We start from the raw sequence: 13,276 nt of genomic DNA on the forward strand, positions 1-13,276 counted from the left end.
CCTCGACGGCGGCGCGGTGGAGCGGGGCCATCAGGTTCAGCAGGGCGGCGGTGTCATGCTCGGCGCGCCAGGCGACCTGGTCGTCCGGTTCGAGCAGGGCGGCCAGGTCGGTGTTGCGGACGGGCGGGGCCTGGAGGCCCCACCAGGTCCAGGCGGTTTGCAGTTCGGCGGGCAGGCGGGCGTGGGCCTCGCGCACGGCGCGGGTCTGGAAGGGGCTGGCCCCCGCCAGCGCGTCGACAGGCAGACGGGTGGCGATCACGAACACCCGGGGACGGGACTGCGGGACGAAGCGGGCGGCGTCGATCTCGAGCGCGCCGAAGCGGTAGCCCTGCTCGGCCAGGGCCCGGCACAGGGCGGTGAAGTCGGCGCCGCCGTGCGAGGTCAGCAGGCCCACGACGTTCTCGACCACCACCGTGTCGGGGCCGCGGCCCTCGGCGCTCAGCGCCTCCATCAGCTTCCAGAAGCCGAAGAAGGCCGAGGACCGGCCGCCCTGCAGGCCCGCGCGGGCGCCGGCCAGGCTGAAGTCCTGGCAAGGACTGGAGGCCCAGGCCAGGTCAGCCTGGCCGGGCAGATCGGCCGGCGCAATCCGCCAGACGTCGCCCTCGTGGAAATGAGAGGCCGCATCGGCGTAGTTGTCGCGATAGGTCGCGGCCTTGACCGGGTCGAAGTCGTTGGCGAAGGCGCAGGTCCAGGCCTGCCCCAGGCCCAGGCGCGCCATCCCGCCGCCGGCGAAGAATTCGTAGAAGGAAGGAGGGGCGTTCCGATTCATCGCAAGCGAGTCTAGCGTGAGCCGCCACGCCAGGGATAGCGCCGCCATGCTTCGTTCCGCCGCCGCCTGTTTGATCCTGCTGCTTTCAGCCTGCGGCGAGGCACCGATGGGCGCCTCCGCAGGGGCGTCGAGCGCGCCCGCCGACGCGCCGGCCTCGGCCCCGCCGGGCCCGGACTTCTCCGGCGATTTCCAGCTGATCGGCACGGAGCCGTTCTGGGGCGGACGGATCCAGAGCGACGGCCTGACCCTGTCGCGGTCCGATCAGCCGGACGTCAGCGCGGAGAACACCGGCGTCCGCGTGGAGGGCGACGTGGGGGTTTGGGGCGTGGGCGGTCTGGTGTTCAGGCTGAGGCCCGAGCCGTGCTCGGACGGCATGTCGGACCGGCGATACGACTACAGCGCCGAGGTGACGATCAACGGCCAGACCCTGCGGGGCTGCGCCTCGGCGCCGCTGGACCTGCAGGCCCAGCCCAAGCCCTAGTGGCCGACGTCCATCAGTTCGTAGTGGCCGCGCGCATCGAGGTCCTGATGCACGCCGGGGACGGGCAGCAGCAGGCCGATCGAAACGGCGGCGACGGTGGCGAGGGCGAAGAGGGCCTTGATCGTGGAGGCCATGGCGGCGGGTCCTGAGTGAGCATTCCGCCGAGCGGCGGTCTATTGGCAACAGAGATGGTTGCGGTTTGGCCGTGTTCAAGAGGCGCGCCCCGAAATTCACAGATCGTGGTTCGTCGGTCTCATCGGAAGAGGGCGGCAAAGAAAAAGGCGAGCCGTGAGGCCCGCCTTTTCCGATGCGATGTCGTCGATCAATCCGGCGGCGCCGCGCCGAAATCGCCAGAGCGATTTCAGCGCTGAGTGATGGGCGCCGTTGTCCGGCTTGTTCGAAATCAGAAGATCTCGAACAATCCGGCCGCGCCCATGCCGCCGCCGATGCACATGGTCACCACGCCCAGCTTGGCCTTGCGGCGCTTGCCTTCCAGCAGGATGTGGCCGGCGCAGCGGGCGCCGGTCATGCCGAACGGGTGGCCGATGGCGATGGAGCCGCCGTTGACGTTGTACTTCTCCGGATCGATGCCCAGGCGGTCGCGGCTGTAGAGGCACTGCGACGCGAACGCCTCGTTCAGCTCCCACAGGTCGATGTCGTCGACCTTCAGGCCGTGGCGCTCCAGCAGGCGCGGCACGGCGAACACCGGGCCGATGCCCATCTCGTCGGGCTCGCAGCCGGCGACGGCGAAGCCCTTGAACAGGCCCAGGGGCTCGAGACCGCGACGGGCGGCTTCCTTGGCGTCCATGATCACCACGGCGGCGGCGCCGTCCGACAGCTGGCTGGCGTTGCCGGCGGTGACGAAATTGCCCTCGCCCATGACCGGCTTCAGGCTGGCCAGGCCTTCCAGGGTGGTGTCGGGACGATTGCACTCGTCCTTGTCGACCACATAGTCGACGAAGCTCTCTTCCTTGGTTTCCTTGTTGACCACCTTCATCTTGGTGGCCATCGGCACGATCTCGTCCTTGAACAGGCCTGCGGCTTGGGCGGCGGCGATCCGCTGCTGGCTGCGCAGAGCGTATTCGTCCTGATATTCGCGGCTGACATTGTAGCGCTTGGCCACGATGTCGGCGGTGTCGATCATCGCCATCCACAGAGCCGGATGGGTCTTCATCAACTTTTCTTCGGTGATGTGGAAGCGGTTCATGTGGCCGCCGGCGTTCACCAGCGAGATCGACTCGACGCCGCCGCCGATGGCGACATTGGCGCCGTCGTTGCGGACATAGTTGGCCGCCGTGGCGATGGCCTGCAGGCCCGACGAGCAGAAGCGGTTGATGGTCTGGCCCGAGACGGTCACCGGCAGGCCGGCCCACATGGCGGCGTTGCGGGCGACGTTCATGCCGGTGGCGCCTTCGGGGCCGCCGCAGCCCAAGGCCACGTCTTCGACTTCGCCGCCTTCGAGGCCGGCGCGCGACACGGCGTGCTGGATGGCGTGGCCGGCCATGGCCGCGCCGTGGGTGTTGTTGAACCCGCCACGGACTGACTTGGCCAGACCGGTCCGGGCGTAAGAGACGATGACCGCTTCGCGCATAGGGCGCACTCCCCGTTAAACGTTAGTTTGAATTGGCGGCCACCCTAGACCGGGATTTCCGCTCGCGAAAGGTCACGCGAACGTAAAGCGGACCGGTTCGCCCCTGCAGCAATGCTTGCCAGGAAAGAGCTTTGTAGCTTGAGCATTCCTCAACGTCCTCTTGAAGAAAAGTCGGGACATTGTTGCCCGCAATCCACGCGGCTTCAGAAAGATCCGTGCGTCGACGCCACGTTTTGGTTTGGCGTTGACTTTCGTTGATTCGAGCAAGAACGCTTAGGTTGTGGTCGATAATTATAATCAAATGGCCGCCGGAAACGTAAGCGGGAGGAATTCATGCGCTCTTTGACTCACAATCCAGTCCATCGCCGGCACGCCTTGCTGGCCGCGACCGCCTTGGCGGCGTCGATCGCCCTGCCGCCGATCCTCATGCCGGGGGTCGCCTTCGCCCAACAACAGTCCAACACCGTCGACGAACTGATCGTCACCGCCACCAAGCGCGATGCGACCATCCTGGACGTGCCGTTCTCGATCAACGCCCAGACCCAGGCCGATATCCAGAAGTCGGGCGCGGTGACCCTGGAAGACCTGTCGCGCAACGTCGCCAGCCTGACGATCCAGAACCTCGGCCCCGGCCAGAGCCAGGTGTCGGTGCGCGGCGTCTCGGCCGGCCAGGTGGTCCGCGACCAGCCGGGCGTGAAGGAGCAGGTCGGGGTCTATCTCGACGAGTCGGTGATCTCGCTGTCGCTGTTCACGCCCGACGTCGACCTGTTCGACCTGAACCGGGTCGAGACCCTGCGGGGTCCGCAAGGCACGCTGTTCGGCTCGGGCTCGGTCGGCGGCACCATCCGCTACATCACCAACCAGCCCAAGCTGGGCCTTCACGAGGGCTTGGTCGAGGCCAACATCAACACCCTGAAGGGCGGCGACGTCGGCGGCTACGTCAAGGGCGCGGTCAACCTGCCGCTGTCGGACAAGGCCGCCCTGCGGATCGTCGGCTACGACACCGAATATGCCGGCTTCGTCGACGCCCTGGGCGAGGGCGGCGCGCGCAAGGACAACGTCAACGACGGCCACCGCCGCGGCGGCCGGGTCTCGTTGCTGGTCCAGCCGACCGAGACCATCAGCATCACCCCGCGTCTGGTCTATCAGGAGATCAAGGCCGGCGGCTTCAATCGCCAGGAGGCGTTCAGCCTGTTCGCCAACCCGTTCACCACCACCCGGCCGAAGATCTCGATGGGCGAGCGCGAGCAGTACCTGCTGCTGGACGAGAGCTTCAGCGACAAGACCTTCCTGGGCGACCTGACCGCGTCGTTCGGTTTCGAAGGCTTCGAGCTGACCTCGGTCACCAGCTATGTCGACCGCAAGATCGACGTGAACCGCGACGCCAGCGCCCTGTCCGGCAGCGTGTCGGTGGATCTGGGCTTCCCGAGCGCGGCGGTCATCTTGCCGTCCAAGCTGGTCGACACCACCGACCTCGAGCAGTTCACCCAGGAAGTGCGGCTGGGCTCGGACAGCGACAGCCCGTTCCAGTGGGTTGTCGGCGCGTTCTACTCGAAGGTCGACCGGGTCTATAACCAGCGCCTGCCCACCCCCGGCTATGACACCTATGCGGACGCCGCCCTGGGGGCGGGCACCTCGGCTTCCGTAGCCAACGGCTTCCCGGCCAATTCGCCCTACAACGCCTCGCTGCCTTACAACATCAAGCAGAAGGCGGTGTTCGGCGAGGCCAGTTACGAAATCGACAAGCTGACCATCACGGCCGGCGGCCGCTATTACGATTTCAGCGAAGACCGCCGCTTCACCTCCGGCGGCCTGTTCGCCAACGGCGACGACCAGACCGACGAGACCTCGTCCGACGGGTTCACGCCCCGCCTGCTGGTCAGCTACAAGGCCAGCCCGACCCTGACCTTCAACGCCCAGGCCTCCAAGGGCTTCCGGCTGGGCGGGGTCAACGACCCGCTGAACATCCCGCTGTGCTCGCCGCAGGACGCGGCGATCTTCGGCGGTTTCCAGTCCTATGACGACGAGACGCTGTGGAACTACGAAGGCGGCATGAAGTCGCGGTTCGGCGGCTTCACCCTCAACGGCGCTGTCTTCTACACCGACATCAAGAACCTGCAGACCACGCTGGACGCCGGCTCGTGCTCCTCGCGCGTGGTGTTCAACGTGCCCAAGGCCCACACCATGGGCGTCGAGGGCGAGCTTTCGGCCCGTCTGGCGCCGGGCTTCGACCTCAGCCTCTCGGGAAGCCTGCTGGAGGCCGAGTTCGACTCCACCGTGCGTGACGGCACGGGGGCGGTGATCGGCGGCATCCGCGAAGGCAACCGCCTGCCGTCGGTGCCGAGGTTCCAGGTCTCGCTCAATCTCACCTACACCCGGACCCTGACCGACAAGATGGACGGCTACGTCACCGCCTCGTTCCAGCATGTCGGCAACCGCTACACCCAGGCCAGCGACCAGGAGGACAATCCTCGCGCCTTCGTCTCGGGCCTGCCGTTCGGCGGGGCTTCGGGCAATGACGCCACGGTCATGGACCTGCTGCTGCCCCGCTACGAGATCATCAATCTCAGCGCAGGCCTGCAGATGGACAGCGGCCTGGACGTCATCGCCTACGTCAACAACCTGACCGACGAGAACACCCTGCTGTCGTTCGACCGCGAGCGCGGCGGCCGGGCGCGACTGGGCTACACGATCGGTCAGCCCCGCACGATCGGCATGACGGTGCGCAAGTCGTTCTAGGCGCGAGCCTTGGACAGGAGGGCGACCGGCAAGCCGGCCGCCCTTCAGCGCGGCAGAATGGTCAGGCCGTCGGGCAGTTCGTTGGCGTCGCCGGGGCGCGGCGGGACGTGGGCGGCCAGGACCGCGCCGGTCCGGGTGATGGCGGCCACGAAGCCGTCGGCGATCCGGCCGCTCTTAAGTCCCGCCACCAAGTCGCTCACCACCTCGTCCCACACCGCGGTGGGCGCGGCGGCGTGGATGCCTTCGTCGGCGATCACCTCGACCCGGTGCTCGGCCAGGGCGGCGAAGATCAGGACGCCGGTGCGGTTCCGGGTCAGGTGCATGCCCTGGGCCAGGAAGTGGGCGACGGCCGCCCGCTTGACCCGCGCCGCCTTCAGGGGGCGCGGCGTGATCAGGCGGCGGATCGGCGGGATCGAGACCACCAGGGCGGTGATGATGAACACCAGGGCCTGCAGGGTGATGTAGTTCGAGACCGCCGTGCGCATCGTCAGGTCGGCCAGGGCGCCGTGGGCGGCCTGCCATTGGGCCAGCGGCCAGCCCGGGAAGGGGTGGTCCAGGCGCAGGCCCAGGAACAGGGCGATCGGCGGCAGCAGCAGGGCCGCCGCCGCGCCCCACGCCATGGCGTCCTCGCGATCGCCGCCGACCTCGGGGGCCAGCACGCAATGGATCTCGCCGGCGGTGGTCTTCTCGGCCTGGGCCACGGCCTGGGCGATGCGGTCCTGGTCGGCTTGCGACAGCGTTTTCATCATCGGTTCCCCTACCAATTGCCGGACGAGCCGCCGCCGCCGAACGAGCCGCCGCCGCCGGAGAAGCCGCCGCCTCCACCGCCACCGCCGCCCCATCCGCCGCCGCCGCTTCGGCCGCTGTTCAGCATGCCGTTCAGGATGATCCAGGGCAGGGCCGCCCCCAGCCCGCCGCCCCCGCCACGACGTCCGCGCCGGCGGAAGATCCGGCTGAGCACCATGATGACGATGAACAGGACCAGCACGACTAGAACCAGCGGCGGGCCGGCGTCGCGCCGGGTTTCCTCCGAAACCTTGAACGCCATGTTCGCCTTGGCCTTGGCCTCTTCGTCGGGCAGGGCCAGTTGCTGGATCACCGCGTCGGTCCCGGCCGTGATCCCGCCCTCCAGGTCGCCGGCCTTGAATCGGGGCAGGATGGTCGTCTGGATGATGACGCTGGACAGGGCGTCGGTCAGGATCGGCTCCAGGCCGTAGCCGACCTCGATGCGGACCTTGCGCTCGGTCGGGGCGATGATCAGCAGGGCGCCGGTGTTGGTCCCCTTCTGGCCGATGCCCCAGGCGCGGCCAAGCTGGTAGCCGTAGTCCTCGATCTCATAGCCTTGCAGATCGGGCACGGTGGCCACCACCAGTTGGCGGCCGGTGGTCTTTTCCAGGTGTTCCAGCTTGGTCGTCAGCTCGGCCTCGACCTGGGGCGACAGGATGTCGGCGTTGTCGACGACGCGCCCTGTCAGGGCCGGGAAGGTCGGGCCGGCGGCCAGGGCGGGGGCGGTGAAGAGCAACGCCAGCGCCATGAGGACACCGCCCACAAATCCCTTCATCCCGACGAAAGTCGGGACCCAAGCGGCGGGGCCGATCGAGGCGCGACGCTTGGGTCGGAGGCTCGGCTTGGGTCCCGGCTTTCGCCGGGATGAAAGGAAAACGGAAAGCACCCTAGTTCGCCGGGGCGGGCTGGGCGTTCGCCGCCGGAGCCGGCGGGGCGCTGAAGTCGACGCTGGGCGCCGACTGGGCGCTGGCCGTGGCCTGGAACAGCTGGGCCGGCTTCTGGCCGCTGTACACGGTCTTGGCCCAGAGGATGCTGGGGAAGGTGCGCAGGGTCGTGTTGTAGGTCTGGGCGGTGGCGTTGTAGTCGCGCCGGGCGATCGCGATGCGGTTCTCGGTGCCCTCCAGCTGGCTCTGCAAGGCCAGGAAGTTCTGGTTCGACTTCAGCTCCGGATAGTTTTCCTGGATCATCATCAGCCGGCCCAGCACGCCCGACAGCTTGTCCTGGGCGGCGGCGTATTGCTGGAACTGGGCCGGGTCGGTGATGGTCGAGGCGTCGACCTTGACCTGGGTGGCGCTGGCCCGGGCCTCGGTGACCTCGACCAGCACGCTCTTTTCCTGAGCCGCATAGCCCTTCACGGTGGCCACCAGGTTGGGGATCAGGTCGGCCCGCCGCTGATACTGGTTCTGCACCTCGGCCCAGGCGGTCTTGGTCGCCTCGTCCTGGGTGGGGATGGTGTTGATCCCGCACGCGCTCAGCAGGATCGCGGCGGCCAGCACGGGGCCAAGACGGGTGAGGGTTCGGAGCATCTGCATGGAGAGTTCCTTCGGGCCTGATTGGATCCGGCGGGTCGCCCCGCCGCTTGGCGCACAGTAACGACGAGGGTCCCGTCGATGCAAACGCGGCGAGGCCTTCAGAGGCCCTGCGCGGCGAAAACCGCCTTGCGCGGGCCCACATAGCCGAACAGCCAGGCGGCCACCTTGCGCATCTGGATCTCCTCGCTGCCCTCGGTGATCCGGTAGCGGCGGTGATGGCGGTAGATGTGCTCGAACGGCTTGTGGCGCGAATAGCCCAGGCCCCCGTGCACCTGCATGGCCCGGTCGGCCGCCTCGCAGACCAGGCGGTTGGACCAGTAGTTGCACATCGACACCTTGTCGGAGAGCCGCTTTTCGACCTCCGGCTTGGTCATCTGATCCATTTCCCAGGCGGTCTTGCGGATCAGCAGGCGCAGCATCTCGGCCTGGGTCGACAGCTCGACGATCGGGAACTGGATCGCCTGGTTCTCGGCCAGGGCCTTGCCGAACGGCTTGCGCGCGCGTGCGTACTTGATGCTCTCTTCTATGCAGAAGGTCGCCGCGCCCAGGCTGGAGGCCGCCTGGCGGATGCGGTTTTCGTGCACGAAGTGCTGGGCCAGGGCCAGGCCCCCGTCCAGCGGACCGAACATCGCCTCGTCCGGGACCCACACCCCCGTGAAGCTGACCCGGGGGTGGTCGGTGGGCATGTTGAAGGTCCACAGATACTCCTCGATCTTCACGCCGGGCGCATGGGCGGGCACGAGGAAACAGGTGATCCCGCGCGCCGAGCCGTCCTCGCCGCTGGTGCGGGCGAACAGGGCGCAGTGGGTGGCGGCGTGCATGCCGGTGGTCCACATCTTCTCGCCGTCGATCCGCCAGCCGCTCTGGCCCTGGTGCGTCTCGCGCACCGCCCGGGTCTCCATGAAGGTGGCGTCCGAGCCGTGTTCGGGTTCGGTCAGGCCAAAGGTCGGGCGAAAGGCGTGGCGGTCCAGCATGTCGCCGATCAGGTGCTGCTGGTCGGGCCGGCCGAAGTCGCGGATCATCAGCACGAACGGATTGTTGCCGACGATCGAATGTTCGTTCTGCAGGTCGTTGAACAGCCCCAGGCCCTTGGCCGCCAGGTGCTCGCGGATCACCGCCATCCAGAGGTTGGAGCCGTCCTGGCCGCCGTACGCCTTGGGCAGGGCGAAGCGGTAGTGGCCGGCGGCGTCGGCGATGCCCCGGGCCTTGCCCAGCAGTTCCTCCCACTCGCGGCGCGGCAGGCCGCCGCCGTCCCAGTCGGTGCGGGCCCATTCGCGGCGGTGGTCGAAGAAGCGCTCGTTGTCATGTTCGGCCTGCAGCGGCGCGATCTTGTCGGCGATGAACGCGTCGAGCGTCGCCAGATAGGCCGTCAGTTCCGCCGGCAGGTTGAAATCCATGGCCGCGCCTCCCTATGGCTGACCCCGTTCAGGGCTCGTGTTCGGCGAGTATGGACCGCCCCTTGGCGTCGCCAAGTCTGACGTGACGGAACACAGGCCAGGCTGCCTCCCCAGCGAGCAGGACGCGCGCGTCGGCGATCTTCACCTTGCATGGCTTGGCGTGGTGAAGGTCTGGCCGTTAGGGTCCGGGCGCGAGCATGACCGGAGGAACGCGCGTGGGCGAGACGATGACGCGGATGGGGACGCGGATGAGGACGAGCAACCGGCGGGCCGTGCTGGCGGGGTTGGGCGGTCTGGGCGCGAGCAGCCTGGCCGGGTGCGTGACCCAAGTCGGCGCGTCGGGGCGCGCGAGTTCGGGCCTGATCGCCCCCGCCCGCCCGACCTTCGTGGTTCCGCCGCTCGCCCCGCTGCGGATGAGCGCCGACCGCATCACCAAGATCACCGTCTGCCTGCGGCCGTTCCGCGCCGCGGGACCGCGCTTGGATGTCGAGACGGTCGGTGACAAGCGCGTGGTCCACAATTACGGCCACGGGGGCAGCGGCTGGTCGTTGTCGTGGGGCTCCAGCACCATCGCCGCGGGCAAGGCGCTGGAGGGCGGGACGAAGGAGGTGGCGGTGATCGGCTGCGGCGCCCTGGGCCTGACCTCGGCGCTGCTGCTGCAACGGGCCGGCGCCAAGGTGACGATCTACGCCAAGGAGCGCACGCCCCAGACCCGTTCGTTCCGCGCCACCGGCACCTGGTCGCCGGACTCGCGCGTCGCCGACGCCGACAAGGTCGCGCCCGGCTTCCCGGCCCTGTGGGAAGAGATGGCCCGCACCTCGTACGCCACCTACCAGACCCTGCTGGGCCTGCCCGGCGAGCCGGTGTCGTGGAGCGACCGCTACACCCTGTTCGACGGCGCCGACGAGACCCGCCAGCATGTCGAAGGCCCGGTGCGTTTCGCCGAGTACGGCGATCGCCTGCGCGACATCGTGCCCAGCCCGCACGATCTGCCCGCCGGCTCGCACCCGTTCCCGGTGGGCCGCGTGCGGCACGGGATCTCGATGCAGTTCAACGTCACCGAGATGGCCCACATGCTGACCAGCGACTTCCTGGCCGAGGGCGGCAAGATCGTGACCATGACCTTCGACACCCCCGCCGACCTGGCGCGGCTGAAGGAGCCGGTGGTGGTCAACTGCACCGGCTATGGCGCGCGGGCCCTCTGGAAGGACGAGACCATCACCCCGGTGCGCGGCCAGATCACCTGGCTCGCCCCGCAGCCCGAGGTTCGCTACGGACTCTATTACCGTCATGTCTCGGTCCTGCCCCGGCCCGACGGCATCGTCGTCCAGCAGGTGGGCGACAGCGACATGTGGGGCTACGGCGTGACCGAGGAGCGGCCCGACCGGGCGGAAGCCGAGACCGCGGTGGCGACGATCGCCGCGCTCTACGCAAAGGTGTAAGGCGACGCTCAACGCTCTGAGCGTGAAACAAGCGTTTCATTAAAAAATGCTCATGCGAAATAGTTTTCGCTTGCGCTATTTCCGAACACTGATATCTAAGCAGTGCTTAGTTCTGATCCGAAGCATCGGTGGGGATACCGATGCTGACATCCCCGGGTCGGAGCGACCAGTACAGCTTTTCGCCGATCATCGATCGTTCCCACTCCCTGATTACGCTGGAGGGCCTTCTTATGAAGCTCCAATCCCTGGCGGCTGTCGCCGCCCTGTCCGTCTCCCTGTTCGCCGGTTCGGCCTTTGCGGACGGCCGCATCGCCGTCGCCCTGGAAAACCCGCTCGCCGCCAAGACCAAGGTCGTCGCCGGTGGCGCGGTCTTCGTTTGCGACGGCGCCGAATGCGTTTCGACCGCCGCCCCGTCGCGGGCCCTGACCGCCGTGGCGTGCAAGGCCCTGGCCAAGGAAGTCGGCCGCGTTTCGGCTTTCGGCGGCGACACCAAGTCTCTGGACGCCGACGACCTGACCCGCTGCAACGTCTCGGCCAAGGCCGACGTGCAGACGGCGCAGAAGTAGCACGCTCTCTTATACCCGGACGCTTTGGGGCTCCCTGTCCCGTCCGGCTGTTTCCTCGAACATTCGCCTGATGGGGCGGCGGGCTGGTTCCGCCGCCCTTTTTCTTTGGCCGCGTTCGGACTATGGGACCCTTATGACCGCCTCCCTCGCCGCCCTTCTGGAAGACGACCTGCGCAAGATCGCCGGGCCCGACGCCGAACCCACCTCGATGACCGTCGACTACGGCGCGGCCGTCTCTTCCCTCAAGGGTGGGGTCCATGCCAGCAAGGCCTGGATCGAGCGCTCGACCCGCAGCCTGGTCTTCGTCCAGGCCGAGGCCCGCGCCGAGGACGGAACTCTGGTCGCCGCCGCCTCGGCGGTGTTCCGCAGGGTCACCCAAGGCTAGAGATTTCCCGAGGGAAATCTCTAGCTCTTTTGACGAAGGGCGCGCGATCGGACGCCGAACCGGCCTCCACTTCGGCTGATCGCGCTCTAGCCGATCGCTTTTCCGAAACCACGCCGCTCCTTACGCATCGGCCTTGGTTGCGACTGCGAAGGCTGCGTGTTATCAGGCGCGCGGCTTCGGACAGGGCAGCGCGTCAGCGCCGGCCGTCCATGCGCTTTTCTAGAGCGCGCTCAAGCCTTTAAGCCGGGACGAGGGTTAATCTTCTTGTCCGCGGCGATTGCAACGCACCGGGCGGAACAAGTGGCGGACGAAACCAAGGCGACGGATGCGGGTCAGCGCTATGCGCAGTCCCTGTTCGAACTGACGATCGAGAGCAACCAGCTGACCAAGGTCGAGGCCGACCTGAAGTCGCTGCGGGCCATGGCGGCCGAGAGCGCCGACCTGCGCCGCCTGATCGAAAGCCCCGCCTTCTCGGCCGAGGACAAGGCCAAGGGCCTGACCGCCGTGGCCGCCAAGGCCAAGTTCCAACTGCTGACCGCCAAGTTCCTGGGCCTGGTGGCCAGCAACGGCCGCGCCGGCGACCTGCTGGGCGCGATCACCGCCTTCGTCGAGCTGTCGGCCGTTCATCGCGGCGTCGTGACCGCCGAAGTGGTCACCGCCAAGGCCCTGACCGCCGCCCAATTGAAGGGCGTGTCGGCCGCGGTCGCCACCGCCGTCGGCAAGACCCCCGAACTCTCGACCCGCGTCGATCCGTCCATCCTGGGCGGCATCAAGGTGCGTGTCGGCTCCCGCCTGTTCGATGCTTCGCTCCGCTCGAAGCTCGATTCCCTGAAATTCGCCCTGAAGCGCGCCTAAACCTCTATAAGCGCGTCAAAAGATAAAAATCGCAGAGAGCCCAAGACAGCCATGGACATCCGCGCCGCCGAAATCTCGGCCATCCTCAAGTCGCAGATCGCCAATTTCGGCGAAGAAGCCGCCGTTTCGGACGTCGGCCAAGTGCTGTCCGTCGGTGACGGCATCGCCCGCATCTATGGTCTGGACAATGTCCAGGCCGGCGAAATGGTCGAGTTCCCCAAGGCCGGCGTGAAGGGCATGGCCCTGAACCTCGAGCGCGACAACGTCGGTTGCGTGATCTTCGGCCAGGACCAGGCCATCAAGGAAGGCGACGAAGTCCGTCGTCTGGGCGAGATCGTCGACGTTCCGGTCGGCCGTGGCCTGCTGGGCCGCGTCGTCAACCCGCTGGGCGAGCCGATCGACGGCAAGGGCCCGATCATCTCGACCGAGCGTCGCCGCGTCGACGTCAAGGCCCCGGGCATCATCCCGCGCAAGTCGGTGCACGAGCCCGTGCAGACCGGCCTGAAGTCGATCGACACCCTGATCCCCGTCGGCCGCGGCCAGCGCGAGCTGATCATCGGTGACCGTCAGACCGGCAAAACCGCCGTCGCCATCGACACCATCCTGAACCAGAAGGCCGCCAACGCCGGCAAGGACGAGAGCGCCAAGCTCTATTGCGTCTACGTCGCCATCGGCCAGAAGCGTTCGACCGTCGCCCAGATCGTCAAGACGCTCGAAGAGCACGGCGCCCTGG

The 13,276-nt window shown here is 67.8% G+C and carries 13 protein-coding genes and 1 pseudogene; 7 read left to right on the top strand and 7 right to left on the bottom strand.

Going from position 1 to position 13,276, the window contains the following annotated elements; all coding sequences use genetic code 11:
* Positions 1–769, bottom strand: a 769-nt coding sequence (locus tag WAL33_RS17415; RefSeq protein WP_422182783.1) for a DNA cytosine methyltransferase, incomplete at its 3' end; no start/stop codon positions are given.
* Positions 770–815: 46 nt separating this feature from the next.
* Between WAL33_RS17415 and WAL33_RS17420 the strand changes: the two genes are divergently transcribed.
* On the top strand, positions 816–1,250 hold the full coding sequence (locus tag WAL33_RS17420) for a hypothetical protein (RefSeq protein ID WP_422182784.1): 435 nt from the start codon (positions 816–818) through the stop codon (positions 1,248–1,250).
* On the opposite strand, the gene WAL33_RS17425 is transcribed toward WAL33_RS17420, so the two are convergent.
* A complete protein-coding gene (locus WAL33_RS17425; protein WP_422182785.1) occupies positions 1,247–1,384 on the bottom strand; it encodes a hypothetical protein in 138 nt (45 codons plus the stop codon). The two genes, WAL33_RS17420 and WAL33_RS17425, sit on opposite strands and share 4 nt — an antisense overlap.
* A 269-nt stretch (positions 1,385–1,653) precedes the next feature.
* Complete coding sequence (locus tag WAL33_RS17430) at positions 1,654–2,841, bottom strand: acetyl-CoA C-acyltransferase (protein ID WP_422182786.1); 1,188 nt, start codon at positions 2,839–2,841, stop codon at positions 1,654–1,656.
* 333 nt (positions 2,842–3,174) lie between these two features.
* On the opposite strand from WAL33_RS17430, the gene WAL33_RS17435 reads away from it, so the two are divergent.
* Positions 3,175–5,580, top strand: a complete 2,406-nt coding sequence (locus WAL33_RS17435; RefSeq protein WP_422182787.1) for a TonB-dependent receptor — start codon at positions 3,175–3,177, stop codon at positions 5,578–5,580.
* A 44-nt stretch (positions 5,581–5,624) separates the two neighbouring features.
* On the opposite strand, the gene WAL33_RS17440 is transcribed toward WAL33_RS17435, so the two are convergent.
* From WAL33_RS17440 to WAL33_RS17455, 4 genes are all read right to left on the bottom strand, one after another.
* Entirely contained in the window at positions 5,625–6,326 is a 702-nt protein-coding gene (locus WAL33_RS17440) for a TPM domain-containing protein (protein ID WP_422182788.1), read from the bottom strand.
* An 11-nt stretch (positions 6,327–6,337) separates the two neighbouring features.
* Positions 6,338–7,141 (bottom strand): TPM domain-containing protein, encoded by an 804-nt coding sequence (locus WAL33_RS17445; RefSeq protein WP_422182789.1) that lies wholly within the window; start codon positions 7,139–7,141, stop codon positions 6,338–6,340.
* Positions 7,142–7,253: 112 nt separating this feature from the next.
* Positions 7,254–7,898: a LemA family protein gene (locus tag WAL33_RS17450; RefSeq protein WP_422182790.1), complete on the bottom strand. Its 645-nt coding sequence runs from the start codon at positions 7,896–7,898 to the stop codon at positions 7,254–7,256.
* Between the two features lie 98 nt (positions 7,899–7,996).
* Positions 7,997–9,295, bottom strand: a complete 1,299-nt coding sequence (locus WAL33_RS17455) for an acyl-CoA dehydrogenase family protein (RefSeq protein WP_422182791.1) — start codon at positions 9,293–9,295, stop codon at positions 7,997–7,999.
* Between the two features lie 248 nt (positions 9,296–9,543).
* Here WAL33_RS17455 and WAL33_RS17460 point away from each other — a divergent pair, with 248 nt between their 5' ends.
* The 5 genes and pseudogenes from WAL33_RS17460 to WAL33_RS17480 form a co-directional block, all read left to right on the top strand.
* A complete protein-coding gene (locus WAL33_RS17460; RefSeq protein WP_422182792.1) occupies positions 9,544–10,737 on the top strand; it encodes an NAD(P)/FAD-dependent oxidoreductase in 1,194 nt (397 codons plus the stop codon).
* A 230-nt stretch (positions 10,738–10,967) separates the two neighbouring features.
* Complete coding sequence (locus tag WAL33_RS17465; RefSeq protein ID WP_422182793.1) at positions 10,968–11,303, top strand: CC_3452 family protein; 336 nt, start codon at positions 10,968–10,970, stop codon at positions 11,301–11,303.
* A 133-nt stretch (positions 11,304–11,436) separates the two neighbouring features.
* Positions 11,437–11,688: a hypothetical protein gene (locus WAL33_RS17470; protein ID WP_422182794.1), complete on the top strand. Its 252-nt coding sequence runs from the start codon at positions 11,437–11,439 to the stop codon at positions 11,686–11,688.
* A 300-nt stretch (positions 11,689–11,988) separates the two neighbouring features.
* The gene (locus tag WAL33_RS17475) at positions 11,989–12,543 is read left to right on the top strand and encodes a F0F1 ATP synthase subunit delta (protein ID WP_422182795.1); all 555 of its coding nucleotides are present in this window, start codon (positions 11,989–11,991) and stop codon (positions 12,541–12,543) included.
* Between the two features lie 51 nt (positions 12,544–12,594).
* A pseudogene (locus tag WAL33_RS17480) lies at positions 12,595–13,276 on the top strand (F0F1 ATP synthase subunit alpha); the annotation flags it as partial.

This window comes from Caulobacter sp. (assembly GCF_049283275.1).
Taxonomy (GTDB): Bacteria; Pseudomonadota; Alphaproteobacteria; order Caulobacterales; family Caulobacteraceae; genus Caulobacter.